At 52.7% G+C, this 18,362-nt stretch carries 16 protein-coding genes; 5 read left to right on the forward strand and 11 right to left on the reverse strand.

Features of this window, described 5'->3' with window-relative positions; translation table 11 throughout:
- Positions 1 to 23 precede the first annotated feature (23 nt).
- Positions 24 to 482: an Lrp/AsnC family transcriptional regulator gene (locus tag FN082_RS25365; RefSeq protein WP_004135994.1), complete on the reverse strand. Its 459-nt coding sequence runs from the start codon at positions 480 to 482 to the stop codon at positions 24 to 26.
- A 115-nt stretch (positions 483 to 597) separates the two neighbouring features.
- Here FN082_RS25365 and FN082_RS25370 point away from each other — a divergent pair, with 115 nt between their 5' ends.
- Entirely contained in the window at positions 598 to 1,650 is a 1,053-nt protein-coding gene (locus tag FN082_RS25370) for a PLP-dependent cysteine synthase family protein (protein WP_142982600.1), read from the forward strand.
- Positions 1,651 to 1,698: 48 nt separating this feature from the next.
- On the opposite strand, the gene cof is transcribed toward FN082_RS25370, so the two are convergent.
- Positions 1,699 to 2,517: an HMP-PP phosphatase gene (gene cof, locus FN082_RS25375; protein ID WP_142467572.1), complete on the reverse strand. Its 819-nt coding sequence runs from the start codon at positions 2,515 to 2,517 to the stop codon at positions 1,699 to 1,701.
- A gap of 126 nt (positions 2,518 to 2,643) precedes the next feature.
- On the opposite strand from cof, the gene FN082_RS25380 reads away from it, so the two are divergent.
- Together FN082_RS25380 and queC are read left to right on the forward strand one after the other, a co-directional pair.
- Entirely contained in the window at positions 2,644 to 4,344 is a 1,701-nt protein-coding gene (locus tag FN082_RS25380) for an SgrR family transcriptional regulator (protein WP_139541332.1), read from the forward strand.
- 66 nt (positions 4,345 to 4,410) lie between these two features.
- Positions 4,411 to 5,106, forward strand: coding sequence for a 7-cyano-7-deazaguanine synthase QueC (gene queC / locus FN082_RS25385; RefSeq protein ID WP_142464352.1), 696 nt, complete (start codon positions 4,411 to 4,413; stop codon positions 5,104 to 5,106).
- A 117-nt stretch (positions 5,107 to 5,223) separates the two neighbouring features.
- Here the strand turns inward: queC and FN082_RS25390 are convergent, their stop codons facing one another.
- From FN082_RS25390 to bolA, 9 genes are all read right to left on the reverse strand, one after another.
- Positions 5,224 to 5,625: a YbgC/FadM family acyl-CoA thioesterase gene (locus tag FN082_RS25390; protein WP_142464353.1), complete on the reverse strand. Its 402-nt coding sequence runs from the start codon at positions 5,623 to 5,625 to the stop codon at positions 5,224 to 5,226.
- Positions 5,626 to 5,735: 110 nt separating this feature from the next.
- On the reverse strand, positions 5,736 to 6,104 hold the full coding sequence (locus tag FN082_RS25395; protein ID WP_185930440.1) for a helix-hairpin-helix domain-containing protein: 369 nt from the start codon (positions 6,102 to 6,104) through the stop codon (positions 5,736 to 5,738).
- Between the two features lie 148 nt (positions 6,105 to 6,252).
- Positions 6,253 to 8,127 (reverse strand): peptidylprolyl isomerase, encoded by a 1,875-nt coding sequence (ppiD, locus tag FN082_RS25400; RefSeq protein ID WP_142982601.1) that lies wholly within the window; start codon positions 8,125 to 8,127, stop codon positions 6,253 to 6,255.
- A gap of 213 nt (positions 8,128 to 8,340) precedes the next feature.
- Positions 8,341 to 8,613, reverse strand: a complete 273-nt coding sequence (hupB, locus tag FN082_RS25405; protein ID WP_002444653.1) for a nucleoid-associated protein HU-beta — start codon at positions 8,611 to 8,613, stop codon at positions 8,341 to 8,343.
- Positions 8,614 to 8,821: 208 nt separating this feature from the next.
- Positions 8,822 to 11,176, reverse strand: coding sequence for an endopeptidase La (gene lon, locus FN082_RS25410; protein ID WP_139541328.1), 2,355 nt, complete (start codon positions 11,174 to 11,176; stop codon positions 8,822 to 8,824).
- Positions 11,177 to 11,359: 183 nt separating this feature from the next.
- On the reverse strand, positions 11,360 to 12,634 hold the full coding sequence (gene clpX / locus FN082_RS25415; protein WP_004099538.1) for an ATP-dependent protease ATP-binding subunit ClpX: 1,275 nt from the start codon (positions 12,632 to 12,634) through the stop codon (positions 11,360 to 11,362).
- 132 nt (positions 12,635 to 12,766) lie between these two features.
- The gene (clpP, locus tag FN082_RS25420; RefSeq protein ID WP_003021624.1) at positions 12,767 to 13,390 is read right to left on the reverse strand and encodes an ATP-dependent Clp endopeptidase proteolytic subunit ClpP; all 624 of its coding nucleotides are present in this window, start codon (positions 13,388 to 13,390) and stop codon (positions 12,767 to 12,769) included.
- A gap of 315 nt (positions 13,391 to 13,705) precedes the next feature.
- Positions 13,706 to 15,004 carry a trigger factor gene (tig, locus tag FN082_RS25425; RefSeq protein WP_142982602.1) on the reverse strand — a complete coding sequence of 433 codons (1,299 nt, stop codon included), beginning with the start codon at positions 15,002 to 15,004 and terminating at the stop codon, positions 13,706 to 13,708.
- A gap of 348 nt (positions 15,005 to 15,352) precedes the next feature.
- Complete coding sequence (bolA, locus tag FN082_RS25430) at positions 15,353 to 15,670, reverse strand: transcriptional regulator BolA (RefSeq protein WP_004133447.1); 318 nt, start codon at positions 15,668 to 15,670, stop codon at positions 15,353 to 15,355.
- 303 nt (positions 15,671 to 15,973) lie between these two features.
- Between bolA and FN082_RS25435 the strand changes: the two genes are divergently transcribed.
- Both FN082_RS25435 and ampG read left to right on the forward strand, forming a co-directional pair.
- Positions 15,974 to 16,552, forward strand: coding sequence for a lipoprotein (locus tag FN082_RS25435; protein ID WP_139541325.1), 579 nt, complete (start codon positions 15,974 to 15,976; stop codon positions 16,550 to 16,552).
- 43 nt (positions 16,553 to 16,595) lie between these two features.
- A complete protein-coding gene (ampG, locus tag FN082_RS25440) occupies positions 16,596 to 18,071 on the forward strand; it encodes a muropeptide MFS transporter AmpG (RefSeq protein ID WP_142464356.1) in 1,476 nt (491 codons plus the stop codon).
- Positions 18,072 to 18,362: the final 291 nt, after the last annotated feature.

Genomic DNA, 18,362 nt, shown 5'->3' on the forward strand with positions numbered 1-18,362 from the left:
GTAATTCGTAGCGGCAGAGGCCGTTAATCAATAGGCAAGGCTGTGGTGTATTTTATCTGTTCCATGGCAAAACTCGAAGTGACATCCGAGAGCCCCGGCACGCTGTTGACCAGGCGTTTATAAAAATCATCATAGTTCTTCATATCCGCCACCTGGACCCGCAGCAGATAGTCATACTCGCCGGCCATACGCCAGAAGCCGAGGACCTCCGCCATCTGCGTGACCTCGCTGACAAAGCGGCAATACCAGTCGCTACTGTGATGCTGAGTCTTAATCAGCACAAACGCCGTCAGCCCAAGCCCGACCTTTTCCGCATCCAGCAAAGCGACTCGCCCGCGGAGAATACCTTCGTCTTCCAGCCGCTTCAGCCGCTTCCAGCAGGGCGTGGTGGTCAGATTAACGGCATCAGCCAGCGCCTGCAAAGAGAGGGTACAGTCGGTTTGCAGCAAAGAAAGCAGCTTACGGTCAATTTTATCTAACATTGCTCACCTCAGGAGAAAAATTTACTCCATTCATTGTAATTGAAAGGCTAAATGGCAACAATTTTTCCTTCGATTTCCGCTAAGCTGGGCACAAAATGACAAACAGGAAATTGAGATGAACAGCGCCTGGGTAAAACACGCGATTAGTGAAATTAATGCCGATTATCAGCGTTCCGCCGACACGCACCTTATTCGTCTGGCGCTACCGGGGTTCCCCGGTATTCAGCTCTATCTGAAAGATGAAAGCACCCATCCAACCGGTAGCCTGAAGCATCGGCTTGCCCGCTCGCTGTTTCTCTATGGTCTGTGCAACGGCTGGATAAAAGAAGGGACGACGATTATCGAATCCTCTTCCGGTTCGACCGCCGTCTCTGAAGCCTATTTCGCCCGCCTTTTAGGCCTACCGTTTATTGCCGTTATGCCCTCCTGTACGGCAAAACGTAAAATTGAACAAATTGAGTTCTACGGCGGCCGCTGCCATTTTGTCGAAAGCGCCTGCGAAATCTATGCCGCCTCTGAAACACTGGTTCGCGAGCTGAATGGTCATTATATGGATCAGTTTACCTTTGCCGAGCGGGCGACCGACTGGCGGGGAAACAATAATATCGCCGACAGTATCTTCCGTCAGATGAACCATGAACCGCACCCTCAACCTTCATATATCGTCATGAGCGCGGGCACTGGTGGAACCTCCGCAACCATTGGGCGCTACATTCGCAGTCAGGGTTACGATACGCAGCTAATGGTGGTTGACCCGCAAAACTCTGTGTTTATGGACTACTGGCAGAGCCGCAACGCCAGCCTGCGCAGCCCGGTCGGTAGCAAAATTGAGGGCATCGGCCGCCCGCGCGTCGAACCTTCGTTTATTCCTGATGTGGTCGATGAGATGCTGCGAGTACCGGATGCCGCCAGCGTTGCTACCGCTCTGTGGCTGGAAACGCTGCTCGGGCGGAAGGTTGGCGCATCAACCGGCACCAATATGTGGGGCGTACTGCAGCTGGCCGCCCGCATGCGCGAAGAGGGCCGCACCGGCTCTATCGTCACGTTGCTGTGCGACAGCGGTGAACGCTATCTGGAAAGTTACTATAACCCGCAGTGGGTGGCGGCCAATATTGGCGATGTCTCCCCATGGCAGGCGCAAATCGCGGAAATAATACAGACTAAATGAAAAAAGCCAGATATCACAAAGGGTATCTGGCTTGCTGGCAGGGTCTCTCTATTCGGGGGAATAAGGAAGATCAGGATTATCCAGCCAATGCGTTAAAAAGTGGGAGACTGCCTGATGGCGGCAGTCGCCAATAATCGGTAGGTGCGGAAGTTCAGTTTTCAGCTGAGCCATGGCATTGCCCATAATCACACCTCGCCCAACGCTGCCGAGCATTTCCCGGTCATTCATCGCATCGCCGAAGGCCATGCAATCCTGCAGCGTCAGTCCCAGGTGCTGGCTCAGCACCGCCAGCGCCGAACCTTTGTTACATCCGGTCGGCAGAACTTCAAGACAATGCACTGCCGAAAAACACAGGTCAGCGCGATCGCCCAGCGCTTCGTTTAGTTGGATCCGCAACCGCCGTAAGTCGTCATGATCGCCACAGAAGCAGATTTTGGTCACCTGATGCGCCGGGATCCGTTTTGGATCGTAAAGCTGGTAGCGAAAACCGCTAAAGACATGCGCTTTCAGCATTTCAGGGATCTCTTGCCCGGTATACCAGCCACCATCGTTGAAAAAATGCATGCTGGATGTTGTTTCCCAGGCGCTGTGCAGCACTTCCTCCGCAACATCGGGTGCCAGATCGCGACGATCCAGTTCTTCTCCTTCCAGTGAGTGAATGCGCGTCCCGTTACCGGTGATTAAAAACGCATCGAGCGAAATTTCACCCACAATATGGCGCATCTCCAGGGCATGGCGGCCGGTCGCGAACGCCAGGGTGATATCACGATCGCGCAGACGTTTGAGCGTCGAAAGCGTTTTGTCTCCCAAACGATGGTCCGGCATCAGTAACGTACCGTCCATATCAAATGCAGCCAGTCTTGCCATACCCTCTTCCCCAAACCGTGGTGGATTTTGCTTGTGTTGCAGTATCTCCTGAGATATACGGAAGTAATAGTGAATAGATAAATTTTATTGTTCCGGGTTTTCGCAAAATAGTAGAGTTAAAGGAATATGAGGCTCTTAAACCGTCTGAATCAGTACCAGCGACTGTGGCAGCCCTCCTCCGGCGAGCCGCAGCAGGTGACCGTCGGCGAACTGGCGGAGCGCTGCTTTTGCAGCGAACGGCATGTCCGTACCCTGCTGCGCCAGGCGCAGGACGCCGGTTGGTTAAGCTGGCAGGCCAGCTCCGGGCGCGGAAAGCGCGGATTACTCCAGTTTTATAAAGCCCCGGAGACGCTGCGCAATGAAATGATGGAACTGGCGCTGAATAAAGGGCAGCAGCAGAATGCTCTCGAGCTGGCCCAGCTTGCGCCAGTGGAGCTCAAAGCGCTGCTCTCGCCTTTTCTTGGCGGACAATGGCAAAACAATACACCAACGCTGCGTATCCCTTACTATCGCCCCCTGGAGCCGCTGCGCCCTGGTTTCATGCCCGGACGAGCGGAACAGCACCTGGCCGGAGAGATCTTTTCCGGTCTGACCCGATTTGATGCGCAGAGCACTTGTCCGATGGGGGATTTAGCGCATCACTGGGAAGTGTCACCTGACGGTCTGCGCTGGCACTTTTATATCCGTTCAACCCTGTTCTGGCATAACGGCGATCCGATTGAAACCTCACAACTTCAGCAGCGGCTTCTGATGCTGCTGAAGCTGCCCGCACTACGCACGCTGTTTACGAGTATCAGCGAGATTAACGTCACCCACTCTCAATGTCTGACAATCACTCTGCATCGCGCAGATTACTGGCTACCGTTTCGTCTTGCCAGCTACTGCAGCGTGCTGGCGCATCCGGATGATTCATCAATCGGCAGCGGGCCATTCCGCCTGAAGTTATTTACTCCGGAACTGGTGCGGCTGGAAAATCATCAGCGTTATCATCTCTCTCACCCGCTATTGCAGGCCGTTGAATTCTGGATCACGCCGCAGCTGTTCGAGCAGGATCTGGGCACCAGTTGCCGCCACCCGGTACAGATAACCATCGGCGATCCCGATGAACTGACCAGACTGCGCCAGGTCAGTAATAGCATTAGCCTCGGCTTTTGTTACCTGACGCTACGCCAAAGTCCCCGCCTCAATAAAGCGCAGGCGCAAAGGCTGGTATCGCTGATTCATCGCTCCACCCTGTTAGAAACCCTGCCACTGGATGAAGATCTCATTACCCCGAGCAATGAGATATTGCCGGGGTGGTCAATTCCGCAGTGGCCCGAAAATCTCGACGTACCGCTGCCTGCACGACTTACCCTGCTCTATCATCTCCCGGTAGAGCTACACGCCATGGCAGAACAGCTTCGGCAACACCTCGCGAAATTAGGCTGCGAGCTGACGATTATTTTCCACGACGCGAAAAATTGGGATGGCTGCCAGCAGTTTTCGAAGGCAGATTTGATGATGGGTGACCGCCTGATTGGCGAGGCGCCCGAGTACGCGCTGGAACAATGGTTGCGCTGCGACACGCTGTGGCCTAATTTGTTGACCGGGGCGCAATATGCCCATCTCCAGACCACGCTGGATGCCGTGCAGACACTGCCGGACGAACGCAGCCGCAACGAGGCGTTACACAACGTGTTTAACAGCCTGATGGGTGATGCCATCATGACGCCGCTGTTTAATTATAATTATCGAATCAGCGCGCCGCCTGGCGTCAACGGACTACGCCTTAACGCACGCGGTTGGTTTGATTTCGCCAGCGCCTGGCTGCCAGCGTCAACGCCGTGACGGAGCTGGTGGTCACGCTCATCAGGCGCTACCATATGCGCTTCACTTCGATAGTCAGGAATTACCATGAAACGCGCCGTAGTTGTCTTCAGCGGAGGACAAGATTCGACGACCTGCCTGGTGCAGGCTCTGCAACAGTATGATGAAGTGCATTGCGTCACTTTTGATTATGGCCAACGCCATCGCGCGGAAATTGACGTTGCTCGCGAACTGGCGCTAAAGCTAGGGGCCGTCGCCCACAAAGTCCTTGATGTCACGCTGCTTAACGAACTGGCGGTTAGCAGCCTGACTCGCGATAGCATTCCGGTTCCGGATTACGAGCCGGACGCCAGCGGTATTCCCAATACCTTCGTGCCCGGTCGCAACATTCTGTTTTTAACCCTGACGGCGATTTACGCGTATCAGGTTAAGGCAGAAGCAATAATTACCGGCGTTTGCGAGACCGACTTTTCGGGCTACCCGGACTGTCGCGACGAGTTCGTAAAGGCGCTGCACCATGCCGTCAGCCTCGGAATGGCTAAAGATATTCGCTTCGAGACACCGTTGATGTGGCTAAACAAAGCCGAGACCTGGGCCTTAGCCGATTATTGGGGCCAGTTGGATCTGGTACGCCGCGAAACTCTGACCTGCTATAACGGCATTAAAGGCGATGGTTGTGGCCAATGTGCGGCCTGTAACCTGCGCGCCAACGGGCTAAACCAGTACCAGGCTGATAAGCCTGGCATTATGGCGGTTATGAAGCAGAAAACCGGGCTGAAGTAATCAGCTATTTCCCCGATGCGGCGCTCGACGCGCCTTGTCCGGGCTACCGGCCTGCTGGCGACTGTGAACCCGTAGCCCGGTCAACGCAGCGCCACCGGGAAGAAAGCGGAAGCTATGTTAGCGTAAATTCATTTGATCGAGCTTTTCACGCAGTTCGCCTTCCAGCGGCAGCGCTTTCTGTGTTTTCAGGTCGATGCAAACAAAGGTGATGAGCGCATCGGCGACCACCTCACCGCCAGGATTCAAAGTCACCACCTGGCTTAACGTTCCACTTTTACCGTTCAACTGCTCCAGTTTGCTGGTGACGGTGAGTACATCGCCTAATACTGCCGGTCGACGATAGTTGATATTGATATTCACCACCACAAAGGCGATGTTGTGTGTGGTCATCCAGTGGAAGGCCGGACTGCTTTCCAGACCATCCCAACGCGCCTCTTCGAGAAACTCCAGATAGCGCGCATTATTCACGTGCTGGTAAACGTCCAGATGATAGCCACGAACCTTGATTTGTGTCTGCATAGCGCAAATGCCTTATCTTTCATTGTTGTTTTGAGGTCAGAGGTCACACCACTTGTGCGACCTCTTCAGTCTGGCAAATATTTACGACTGTGCAAACTTCCGCTGAAAATTTACAGCTTCAGATGTGACAGATTTCTCTCCACCAGAGAATTGCCCATTCCTGGAACCTGTTTAAGGTCATCAACGGTTTTAAACGGCCCGTACTCTTCGCGATAGCTGACGATGGCCTGTGCTTTCTTGAGGCCGACGCCGTTCAAAGCCTGGGCCAATTCTTCTGCGCTGGCGTTATTGATACTGACCCTGGTTCCTTCACTATCAGTCGCATTTAACGCTTCAGGCGCTTTCGCCTGCGGCGTCTGTACGCTCTCCTTCGCCGTCGCCGACGTTTTCCCGCTTGAAGGGGCTGCCAGTGCGGTCTGACTTCCCGCCGCGCAAACCAGTACGGCGGCGGCAATAAGCGTTCTCATTCCTCGTTTCATGCTGTTATCTCCTTGTTTGTTGACAGCAAGGCCACGATAACGATGAGGGAAAAAGAGTACAAAAGGCAAAAATCAGAAATGGAAAAGGCCGCGAAAGCGGCCTTTGAGGATTACATCACGTTACTTGCTTTTGCGAAGCAGCACGAAATTATTGTTGCTGATCGATGATGTCACCGAGCTTAATTTTCGCGGCCTTACGCAGGTTGCTCATCAGAGCCTCGAAAGCGATCTGAGCGTTATTCTGGGTGATCCCCTGAATCATCGCTTTTTTCTGCTCTTCCGGCATCGTACCCGCTTTCACTTCATCCAGCGCCAGCAGAACCACATTGCCCTGCATATCAGAACCCACACCGTAGCTCGGTTTACCCGACTGCGGCAGCGGCAGAGCAAAAGCAGCCTGGCTCAGCGCTTCCTGGCCGGTACGTGACAGCGTCTGCGGCGCGCCGAAGCTCAGGCCTGCGGCTTTCATCGCTTCATCACCTTTGCCTTCTTTCAAAGCCGTCAGCAGCTTATCAGCATCCAGCTTCGCCTGCTGTTCCGCTTTATTGCGCTTAACGATATCGCTCACCTGTGCTTTCACGTCCGCCAGCGGTTTCACCGCTTCCGGTTTATGCTCGCTGATGCGCAGAACAAACGCGCGATCGCCGTCAACGGTGATGATATCGGAGTTGCTGCCCGGCGTACCGTTTTCGCCAACCAGACCGCCGTTGAAGATAGCGTCAGAAACCGGTTTGAAGTTCAGCTCTTGCGGCAGGTTATCGCGACCAAACCAGCCGGTTTCAACCACTTTCAGACCCGCAACCTGCGCTGCGCCTGCCAGCGACTCGTTGTCGTTGCTCGCCGCGTCGCTCACTTTTTGCTGCAGCGCGTAGTACGCATCCAGCGCTTTTTCCTGCTTCACTTTCGCCGCGATATCATCGCGAACGTCAGCCAGCGGTTTTACCTGCGCAGCCTGAATGTCATCAAGACGTGCGACCAGGAAGCCGACGGAAGATTTGATCACGCCGGAGAGCTGGCCTTTTTCCTTCAGACCGGCATCTTTCAGCTCAGGCACGGTCGCCGCGTCTTCCAGCCAGCCCATATCGCCACCGTTGCGGGCAGAGATGATATCGGTTGATTTTTCTTTAGCCAGAGTGGCGAAGTCGGCACCTTTTTTCAGCTCATCAAGCACAGCCTGAGCATCTGCTTCAGTTTTGGTCTGAATGATGCTGTAGCGGTTACGCTGCGGCTGAGTGAACTGATCCTGATGCTGGTCGTACCATGACTGAATTTCTTCGTCAGAGACGTTTTCCTGCATGCTCGCGGCATCCATCTGGATGTAGCTCACACGAAACTGCTCAGGGGCCATAAAGCGCGCCTGGTTCTGCTGCCAGAACGCGTTGATTTCTTCGTCGGTTGCCGTTTGCTTCGCCGCCAGCGCATTCACGTCGATGGTTGCTTCACGCACCACGCGCTGCTGAGAAACCAGCGCAGCCAGCTGATCGGATTCGCCTGGCAGCATAAAGTCGGTGCCAGCAACGGCGTTAATCAACTGCTGCGTCGTTAACTGGTTGCGTAGCGCCTGAGCGTACTGGTCCGTCGTCATCCCCATTTGATTAACGATACGGCTAAAGCGCTCGTTATCAAATTTGCCATCCGCCTGGAAAGCCTGGGTCTTGAAGATAGCCTGCTTAACCTGGTCGTCGCTGATATTAAGGCCCAGCTCACGGGCATACTGGTCAAGCAGCGCCTCGTCAATCAGACGGTTCAACACCTGCTGACGCATGGTCTTCATGTAATTTTCATTGGCCGCCAGTTCAGAGAACTGGTCGCCAAGCTGCTGCTGCATGCGATTACGCTCGCTGGCAACGGCATTTTCAAACTGTGCGCGACCAATCTCCTGGTCATTAACTTTTGCGGCATAGTTGTTACCACCGCCAATCAGGTAACCACTCACCCCGGTCAAAATGAACGAGACGATAATGATACCGAAAATAATCTTGAGCACGACGCTGTTGGCGGCCGTGCGTAGGTTGTCCATCATGGTGTAACAACGCTCCGCTGTAGATGACTTTTGCTCGCGCAGCATAGCATGTGATGGCCGCCGCGCGTGAGGACGTATTTTGACAAGAAAACGGGGTGATTGTCAGCCCACAAGTGCGTATAAAGTCACATTAAGTCTCATTCTGGCAAATAAAAAAGGCACATCTCGCGATGCGCCCTTGTACTTCGTCACAGACCCCAATGGGGAAGTCGATCAGTTTACCGCGTCTTTCAGCGCTTTACCTGCACGGAAACCCGGTACTTTAGCAGCAGCGATGGTGATTTCTTTACCTGTTTGCGGATTGCGACCGGTACGGGCAGCGCGCTCTTTAACAGCAAAAGTACCAAACCCTACCAGCGCAACGTCATCCCCAGCCTGCAGAGATTCAGTAACAGAAGCAATTAAAGCATCTAACGCACGTCCAGCTGCGGCTTTAGAAATGTCCGCACCGGCAGCAATTTTGTCAATCAGTTGAGATTTATTCACTGTTCTCTTCCTCTCTTTATAATTTATATCGCACCAGAATCCTTCGTAGTGCGACCGCGCAGCAGTTATATCAGGACTGTCATGCCCTTACAACAGAGTTGTAAATGACCCCCCTGCCAGCGTTCTAAGTTAGCTACACAAAAAAAGGCTGGCAAGTGCGAATTTACTTACCAGCCCTATTTTTCTTAGCGCTATTTGCGCGAAATCACTATTTGGCCGTGACGACCTGCATGCCAAACGGTTCGTTCTGCAGCGCAAGTGCCAGAACTTCCTCGATTCGTTTCACCGGATGGATATCTAAATCGGCGATAACGTTATCTGGAATTTCTTCAAGGTCACGTTTATTTTCATCAGGAATCAGAACAGTCTTAATGCCGCCGCGGTGTGCGGCCAGCAATTTTTCCTTCAGACCGCCAATCGGCAATACCTGACCACGCAGGGTGATTTCCCCTGTCATCGCCACATCAGCGCGCACCGGATTACCTGTCAGACAGGAAACCAGCGCGGTACACATCGCGATACCCGCACTTGGGCCATCTTTCGGCGTAGCCCCTTCCGGCACGTGAACGTGAATATCGCGTTTTTCGTAAAAGTCTGAATTAATGCCCAGCTTGTCCGCACGCGAACGTACCACGGTCAGCGCTGCCTGAATTGACTCCTGCATCACCTCGCCCAGTGAACCGGTATAGGTCAGTTTGCCTTTGCCCGGGACGCAGGCAGTTTCGATGGTGAGCAGATCGCCACCCACTTCTGTCCACGCCAGACCGGTGACCTGGCCTACACGATTTTCACTATCCGCACGGCCATAGTCATAGCGCTGTACGCCAAGGAAATCATGCAGGTTGTCGCCGTTAATCTCGATGTGTTTCAGCGATTTATCCAACAGCAGCTGTTTAACCGCCTTACGGCACAGTTTCGAAATTTCACGCTCCAGACCACGCACGCCCGCTTCGCGAGTGTAGTAACGGATAATGCCGATAATCGCGCTGTCATCAACCGTCAGCTCACCTTTTTTGAGCGCGTTACGCTCAATCTGTTTTGACAGCAGGTGGCGTTTAGCGATGTTCAGCTTCTCATCTTCGGTGTAACCGGAGAGGCGGATCACTTCCATACGATCCAGCAGCGGTGCCGGAATGTTCATGGAGTTAGAGGTCGCCACAAACATCACGTCGCTGAGATCGTAATCCACTTCCAGATAGTGGTCGTTAAAGGCCACGTTCTGCTCTGGATCCAATACTTCCAGCAGCGCCGATGCCGGATCGCCGCGCATGTCCGAAGACATTTTATCGATCTCATCAAGCAGGAATAGCGGGTTTTTAACGCCCACCTTCGCCATTTTCTGGATCAGCTTGCCCGGCATAGAGCCAATATAGGTACGACGGTGACCGCGGATTTCCGCTTCATCACGCACACCGCCCAGCGCCATACGCACGTATTTACGTCCGGTTGCTTTGGCGATGGATTGACCCAGAGAGGTTTTACCCACCCCCGGAGGCCCAACCAGGCACAGGATCGGCCCTTTGAGCTTGTTAACGCGACTCTGCACCGCGAGATACTCAAGAATTCGATCCTTCACGCGCTCCAGACCGTAGTGGTCGGTATCGAGGATTTCCTGAGCCTGACGCAGATCTTTTTTGACCTTGCTGCGGGCATTCCACGGCACCTGCACCATCCAGTCGATGTAGCCACGAACGACGGTCGCTTCCGCCGACATCGGGGACATCATTTTAAGTTTTTGCAGTTCCGCTTCGGTTTTTTCTTTCGCCTCTTTCGGCATTTTCGCCGCGTCGATCTTACGCTTCAGCGCTTCGTTCTCGTCCGGGGCATCATCCATCTCGCCGAGCTCTTTTTGAATGGCTTTCATTTGCTCATTCAGATAGTACTCACGCTGAGATTTCTCCATCTGCTTTTTCACGCGGTTGCGAATACGCTTTTCAACCTGCAGCAGATCGATTTCTGACTCCATCATCGCCATCAGATATTCCAGACGTTCGTTAACGTCGGACATCTCCAGCACGGACTGTTTGTCCGCCAGCTTAAGCGGCATGTGGGCAGCGATGGTATCCGCCAGGCGCGCCGGATCGTCAATGCTATTGAGCGACGTCAGCACTTCAGGAGGGATTTTCTTGTTCAGCTTGATGTAGCCTTCAAACTGGCTAATAGCGGTACGAACCAGCACTTCCTGCTCGCGTTCGTCAATCGCTGGCGATTCAAGATATTCCGCTTTCGCCGAAAAATGCTCGCCGTTATCAGACAACGCAGAAATGCGCGCACGCTGTAAACCTTCGACCAGCACTTTGACAGTACCGTCCGGCAGCTTCAGCATTTGCAAAATAGACGCCACGGTCCCGACGGTGAAAAGATCGTTTACACCCGGCTCATCCGTCGAGGCTTCTTTCTGCGCAACCAGCATGATTTTTTTATCATGGTCCATGGCCGCTTCGAGACAACGGATAGATTTTTCCCGCCCTACAAACAGGGGTATGACCATGTGCGGATAAACCACCACATCGCGCAACGGCAATACGGGGATTTCAATGCGTTCAGAACGCTCAGGATTCATAGAGCTCTCTCTTAGTTTAAAGTCCGCCAGGTAGCCGACGACGCAACTCAACGACGCGTCGCCGTTAATATGTAAACCAGTATATGGGGATGTATTCCATACATTCAACGGCGGGAATGCAGGAAAAATAAAAGGGGAGATAAAATCCCCCCTTTTTGTTAACTGCTTGAGCAAACTGGTTAATTATTCACCAGATGCCTGCTGTGCTTCCGGTTTGCCGTAAATCAGCAGCGGCTTGCTTTGACCATCGATAACCGAGGCATCGATGACCACTTTTTCAACGTCTTCCATTGAAGGGAGATCGTACATGGTATCGAGCAGCGCTGCTTCAACGATGGAACGCAGACCACGCGCACCGGTTTTACGCGCCATCGCTTTCTTAGCAATAGCGTCCAACGCTTCGTCACGGAACTCCAGCTCAGCGCCTTCCAGACTGAATAACGCCTGATACTGCTTGGTCAGGGCGTTTTTCGGCTCCTTAAGGATCTGAATCAATGCTTCTTCGCTCAGCTCGCTCAGGGTCGCCACCACCGGCAGACGACCGATGAACTCAGGAATCAGACCAAACTTGATCAGATCTTCTGGCTCAACCTGAGATAGCAGCTCGCCTTCGCTGGCTTTGTCTGACTTAGCCTTAACCGTCGCGCCGAAACCAATACCAGAGCCGGTTTCTACACGGTGGGAAATGACCTTATCCAGACCGGCAAACGCGCCGCCGCAGATAAACAGGATTTTCGAGGTATCAACCTGCAGGAACTCCTGCTGCGGATGTTTACGGCCACCCTGCGGCGGAACGGCCGCCACGGTACCTTCAATCAGCTTCAGCAGCGCCTGCTGCACGCCTTCACCGGAAACATCGCGGGTGATCGACGGGTTATCCGATTTACGGGAAATTTTGTCGATCTCATCGATGTAAACGATACCGCGCTGGGCTTTCTGTACGTCGTAGTCGCACTTCTGCAGCAATTTCTGAATAATGTTTTCGACGTCTTCACCCACGTAACCGGCTTCAGTCAGCGTGGTTGCATCTGCCATGGTGAAAGGAACATCCAGCAGACGCGCCAGCGTTTCTGCCAGCAGCGTTTTACCCGAGCCGGTTGGCCCGATCAGCAGAATGTTACTTTTGCCCAGTTCAACGCCGTTGCTGGTGTCGCCGTTGCGCAGGCGTTTGTAGTGATTATATACCGCCACCGCCAGCACTTTTTTCGCCGGCTCCTGGCCGATAACGTAATCGTCCAGATGGTGGCGAATTTCGTGCGGAGTCGGCAATGCACTGCGCTCGCGATGCGGCGCGACTTCTTTGATTTCTTCGCGAATGATGTCGTTACATAAATCAACGCATTCGTCGCAGATATACACGGATGGCCCGGCGATTAGCTTACGCACTTCATGCTGGCTTTTGCCGCAAAAAGAGCAGTACAACAGTTTGCCCGAACCATCTTTGCGTTTATCTGTCATGAGTCCAAACCTCTTATTAAGTTCTTTGTGCCGCACACGACGACGCAAATGCCATTCTCAGGCGCAAATCGCTGATAAGCGTTGTGCCGCCCTCTTACAAACAAGTATAGCGGCACCCTTGCGCCAGGGGCATCAATTACGATGAGTCAAAATGGAGTCGACGAGGCCGTATTCCACTGCTTCAGAGGCAGACAGGAAACGGTCACGCTCGGTGTCACGCTCAATCTGCTCAAGAGATTGACCCGTATGATGTGCCATCAGTTCATTCATGCGGCCTTTCACCTTCAGAATTTCGCGGGCGTGAATTTCGATATCCGTCGCCTGCCCCTGATAGCCGCCCAGCGGCTGGTGAATCATCACGCGGGAGTTCGGCAGGCAGAAACGCTTGCCCTTCGCCCCAGCGGTCAACAGGAATGCGCCCATAGACGCTGCCTGGCCCATACAAATGGTGCTCACATCAGGCTTAATGAACTGCATGGTGTCGTAGATAGACATCCCGGCGGTAATCACCCCGCCCGGAGAGTTAATGTACAGATAGATATCTTTTTCCGGGTTTTCCGCTTCCAGAAACAGCATCTGCGCCACGATCAGGTTAGCCATGTGGTCTTCTACCTGGCCGGTCAGAAAAATGACGCGCTCCTTAAGCAGACGGGAGTAAATATCAAATGAACGTTCGCCGCGTGAGGTCTGTTCAATGACCATCGGCACCAGGGCCATATGGGGTGCAAAGTTGTCTCGTTCGCCACTGTATGACATTTCCGTCTCCTGGATTAATTTGAAAAAAACCGCTGCACTGATTGTAACCTTACGGACGGATTATCAGCCAGAATTTCTGCCCCCTGGCAGAAGTGCATATATACATGCTTCATTACGGTGCATGGTTATGCTGATGCAGTTACGTCTCCCGGTTATGGGGATGACGTTGCCATAATTCAAGCATAACAACCTTTTGCCGTAACGCTATCACTGAAATCGCCTTTTCGCACCCATCCTAAGGCTATCATTGCAATAAAAAAACCCGCAGCCTTTCGGCAACGGGTTTTTGCTCAAACCTTAAACCTTGGGGCGGAATTACGCCTGCTGGTTCATCAGTTCGCTGAAGGTAGTTGCTTTTTCAGACACTTTAGCTTTCGCCAGCACGGCTTCAACAGCCTGCTCTTCCAGCGCGACGTTGCGCATGTTGTCCATCAGCTCTTTGTTCTTGCTGTAGAACTCGACCACTTCTTTCGGATCTTCGTAAGCGGAAGCCATCTCTTCGATCAGGCCTTTCACGCGATCTTCGTCAGCTTTCAGCTCGTGGGTGCGAATCACTTCGCCCAGCAGCAGGCCGACAACAACGCGGCGTTTAGCCTGCTCTTCGAACAGCTCACGCGGCAGCTCCAGAGCCTGTTTCTCGTTACCACCGAAGCGCTGAGCAGCCTGACGACGCAGAACGTCGATTTCGCTGTCGATCAGCGCAGCCGGAACGTCGATGTCGTTAGCTTTTACCAGACCTTCGATAGCCTGAGACTTAACGCGGTTACGCACGGCGCCTTTCAGTTCGCGCTCCATGTTTTTACGCACTTCAGCGCGCAGACCGGCTACAGAACCATCTTCAACGCCGAAACGTTTGATGAATTCTTCAGTCAGTTCTGGCAGTTCACGCTCTTCAACTTTCTTCAGGTTGATAACGAACTTAGCCGCTTTACCTTTCAGGTTTTCAGCGTGGTACTCTTCCGGGAAGGTCACGTCGATGGTGAACTCTTCGCCAGCTTTGTGGCCTTTAATACCGTCTTCAAAGCCCGGGATCATACGACCCTGGCCCATAGCCAGTACGAAGTCAGACGCTTTGCCGCCTTCAAACTCTTCGCCATCAACGGAACCGGTGAAATCAACGGTAACGCGATCTTCTGCATCTACAGCGCCGTCTTTATCTTTCCAGTTAGCCTGCTGCTTACGCAGAGTATCCAGCATAGTGTCGACATCAGCGTCAGTCACTTCAACAACCGGTTTTTCAACTTCGATTGCTTCCAGACCCTGCAGCTCAACTTCCGGATACACTTCGAACTCTACCGCGTAGGTGAAGTCTTCACCCAGCTTGTATTCGCCCGGAACATAGTTCGGCGCGCCAGCCGGATTAATTTTTTCTTTGATGATCGCGTCAACGAAGTTACGGCTCATCAGGTCACCCAGCACGTCCTGGCGAACAGATGCGCCATAACGCTGAGCAACAACATTCATCGGCACTTTGCCTTTACGGAAGCCGTCAATGCGAACTTTTTTCGCTACGTTGACCAGCTCGCTTTTGACAGCATTCTCGATGCTGTCAGCGGCGATAGTAATCGTTACACGGCGCCCAAGGCCCTGAGTGGTTTCAACTGAAACTTGCATCTTGTTACCTCAAAAAAATCACAGTGCTCGGTCAACTCTGGAAGCGCGTAACAGGTTGCTTCGCAGAACCGGGATGCCCTCTTCAAATCAGAAACACATTCCCTGTCGTCAGAATCATCCCGAAGACATTCATAATAAAAGACGCGGCATTATAGCGGCATCACTTTTGCGAGTCGAGAACGGTTGTCGCCCACTGCTGCGGCTTTTTTCACATTTCCCGAGCAAATTAGCCTGTAAAAACGCGCGAACAGCTCATTTTCCAGGCAAAACAAAACGGCCCGCAGGCCGTTTTCTCATAAATCTTCACGCAACATACTGGAAAAGCTCCAGCAGTTGCAAATACGATTTCTACGCGATGCTACCCGCCCCGCGACAAGGAGGAGAAGCAAAGACGGTATCCTGTAGCCCTTCCCACTCTTTAATGGTGTAGGTGTGTAGCGCCAGAGCATGCACGGTGCTTGATAGCTCCTCAGTCAACGTTCCGTAAATCATACGGTGACGATTAAGAAAACGCTCGCCAAGGAAGCGATCGCTCACCAACACCACTTTAAAATGACTTTCAGAGCCCGCTGGAACGTTGTGGCGATAACTTTCATCCACGACTTCAAGATACACCGGGTCGAACGCTGCCCTAAGTTTTGCTTCGATCTGTTCACGTATCATCATGAATTTTCTCCTCCGACAACGCTGTATTGCCGCCATTCCCTTTAAATGTTAGCCGCTTTTACCGCTTCCATTAGGCGAAAACAACAAAAAATTAGCATTTCTCTGATATTTTCATACAAAGGTATCGGGTTTACTGATTCTACGACCTGAAAGCCCCGCCAGGATCGCAAGAATAAATGAGGCAAGGACAGAAAACGCACAAGACGATGAATTTACATGCGTTGCCACTTCCCCTTGCCGATGGCGATGTTATGATGGCGGGAATTTTCCTCATTACCACCCCCATGCGTTGAGACCCTGAACATGTTTAAGAAAATTCTTTTTCCTTTGGTCGCGCTGTTTATGCTGGCCGGATGCGCCACTCCGCCGACCACCATTGATGTTTCACCGAAAATTACGCTGCCGCAGCAGGACCCTAGCCTGATGGGCGTGACCGTCAGCATTAACGGTGCCGATCAGCGTCCGGATCAGGCGCTGGCGAAAGTGACTCGCGACAATCAGCAGGTTACGCTAACCGCCTCCCGCGACCTGCGTTTCCTGCTGCAGGAAGTGCTGGAGAAACAGATGACCGCGCGTGGCTATATGATTGGCCCTAACGGCGCTGTTGACCTGCAAATCATTGTGAACAAACTGTACGCCGACGTTTCTCAGGGCAACGTGCGTTACAACATCTCAACCAAAGCCGATATTGCTATCATCGCAACCGCCGCAAACGGTAATAAGATGACCAAAAACTATCGTGCCAGCTACTCTGTCGAAGGTGCTTTCCAGGCCTCGAACAAAAATATCGCCGATGCGGTTAATAGCGTCATGACCGATACCATTAGCGATATGGCGCAGGACACCAGCATTCACGATTTCATCAAGCAAAACGCTCGTTAATTAATCACAGACCCGGCTTCACGCCGGGTCTGTGCTATACGCCATGTCCAATCATTACTTACGCATTTTTACGCAGCCCAAATCAGCCATTCTGCTGATCCTCGGTTTTGCGTCGGGGTTACCGCTTGCCCTGACATCTGGCACGCTACAGGCGTGGATGACCGTGGAAAATATCGATTTAAAAACAATCGGTTTTTTCTCGCTCGTTGGCCAGGCTTACGTCTTTAAGTTCCTGTGGTCACCGCTGATGGACCGCTACACGCCGCCGTTTCTTGGCCGTCGTCGCGGCTGGCTGCTGGCCACCCAGTTTCTGTTGCTTATCGCCATTGCGGCGATGGGGTTCCTTGAACCTTCTACGCAATTACGCTGGATGGCAGCGCTGGCGGTGGTTATCGCCTTTTGTTCCGCGTCTCAGGATATCGTCTTTGACGCGTGGAAAACGGATGTTCTGGCGGCGGAAGAGCGCGGTACCGGCGCGGCAATCAGCGTGCTGGGCTATCGCCTGGGGATGCTGGTTTCCGGCGGATTAGCGCTATGGCTGGCAGACCGCTGGCTGGGATGGCAGGGAATGTACTGGCTGATGGCCGCGCTGCTGATCCCTTGTATTATCGCCACGTTGTTGGCCCCGGAACCCAGCGACGTTATCCCGGTACCGAAAACGCTGGAGCAGGCCGTTGCCGCACCGTTACGCGATTTCTTCGGTCGTAACAACGCCTGGCTAATCCTGCTGCTGATCGTCCTTTATAAGCTTGGCGACGCTTTTGCCATGAGCCTGACCACCACATTTCTGATTCGTGGCGTCGGCTTTGACGCAGGCGAAGTGGGTATGGTCAACAAAACGCTGGGCCTCTTCGCCACCATCGTTGGCGCACTTTACGGCGGCGTATTAATGCAGCGGCTGACGCTGTTCCGCGCGTTGTTTATTTTCGGTTTATTGCAGGGCGTTTCCAATGCAGGATATTGGCTGCTATCGATTACTGATAAGCACCTTATCTCCATGGCAACGGCGGTCTTTTTTGAAAACCTGTGCGGCGGGATGGGTACTGCGGCGTTCGTCGCGCTGTTGATGACGCTGTGCAATAAATCATTTTCAGCGACACAGTTTGCTCTGCTCTCCGCTCTTTCCGCCGTTGGACGTGTTTATGTTGGCCCCATCGCCGGTTGGTTTGTTGAAGCACACGGCTGGCCTACCTTCTACCTTTTCTCTGTCTTTGCCGCAGTTCCGGGTATTGCGCTGCTGTTAATTTGTCGGCGCACGCTGGAACATACCCAGCAATCAGAAAGCTTTATGCCGCGCACGCTTTTTCCTCAGGCCTATGCCCTGGCGTTACTTATCCTTGCCGTAGGTTGCCTGTTGCTGGCGATATGGCTGCTGCTGCTGGTGCTGAACGCGCTGGATTACACCGCTTTTTCCTTCCTGACCGGTCTGCTGGAAATCGCCGTACTCACCGCCGTGGGCGGTATTTTACTCGGCGCTATCCTTGACTATCTGGCATTACGCAAAACTGAGCTAATTTAAATCATCGCAAAAAAGTTAGTAGGCGTTGTAATTACGAAACGTAATTATAACGTCTTATTAACGATCTTATATTCCTCATCCTTAATTTGTTGTTTTGTGCGCTTTAGATTTCTGGAAATTATTGACAATTTTTATTCGAATCTATAAATAATTTAACCGATTCAGCTCAAGTGATTTTATTTTTCGTTTTTATGATGTCTTTTATTTGATAATTAATTGTTAATTTTTTGTTTTGTTTTGCGAGTGGTTATGTCCATTCCCTTATAAATCCTTTCGTTCTAATCCCTTTCG

The sequence above is a fragment of the Klebsiella spallanzanii genome (assembly GCF_902158555.1).
GTDB lineage: Bacteria > Pseudomonadota > Gammaproteobacteria > Enterobacterales > Enterobacteriaceae > Klebsiella > Klebsiella spallanzanii.

Bases quoted from the DNA above. Each gene is read 5' to 3' on its own strand.
- FN082_RS25365 (WP_004135994.1), bottom strand. From the start codon at position 482: ATGTTAGATAAAATTGACCGTAAGCTGCTTTCTTTGCTGCAAACCGAC.
- FN082_RS25370 (WP_142982600.1), top strand. From the start codon at position 598: ATGAACAGCGCCTGGGTAAAACACGCGATTAGTGAAATTAATGCCGAT.
- cof (WP_142467572.1), bottom strand. From the start codon at position 2,517: ATGGCAAGACTGGCTGCATTTGATATGGACGGTACGTTACTGATGCCG.
- FN082_RS25380 (WP_139541332.1), top strand. From the start codon at position 2,644: ATGAGGCTCTTAAACCGTCTGAATCAGTACCAGCGACTGTGGCAGCCC.
- queC (WP_142464352.1), top strand. From the start codon at position 4,411: ATGAAACGCGCCGTAGTTGTCTTCAGCGGAGGACAAGATTCGACGACC.
- FN082_RS25390 (WP_142464353.1), bottom strand. From the start codon at position 5,625: ATGCAGACACAAATCAAGGTTCGTGGCTATCATCTGGACGTTTACCAG.
- FN082_RS25395 (WP_185930440.1), bottom strand. From the start codon at position 6,104: ATGAAACGAGGAATGAGAACGCTTATTGCCGCCGCCGTACTGGTTTGC.
- ppiD (WP_142982601.1), bottom strand. From the start codon at position 8,127: ATGATGGACAACCTACGCACGGCCGCCAACAGCGTCGTGCTCAAGATT.
- lon (WP_139541328.1), bottom strand. From the start codon at position 11,176: ATGAATCCTGAGCGTTCTGAACGCATTGAAATCCCCGTATTGCCGTTG.
- clpX (WP_004099538.1), bottom strand. From the start codon at position 12,634: ATGACAGATAAACGCAAAGATGGTTCGGGCAAACTGTTGTACTGCTCT.
- clpP (WP_003021624.1), bottom strand. From the start codon at position 13,390: ATGTCATACAGTGGCGAACGAGACAACTTTGCACCCCATATGGCCCTG.
- tig (WP_142982602.1), bottom strand. From the start codon at position 15,004: ATGCAAGTTTCAGTTGAAACCACTCAGGGCCTTGGGCGCCGTGTAACG.
- bolA (WP_004133447.1), bottom strand. From the start codon at position 15,670: ATGATGATACGTGAACAGATCGAAGCAAAACTTAGGGCAGCGTTCGAC.
- FN082_RS25435 (WP_139541325.1), top strand. From the start codon at position 15,974: ATGTTTAAGAAAATTCTTTTTCCTTTGGTCGCGCTGTTTATGCTGGCC.
- ampG (WP_142464356.1), top strand. From the start codon at position 16,596: ATGTCCAATCATTACTTACGCATTTTTACGCAGCCCAAATCAGCCATT.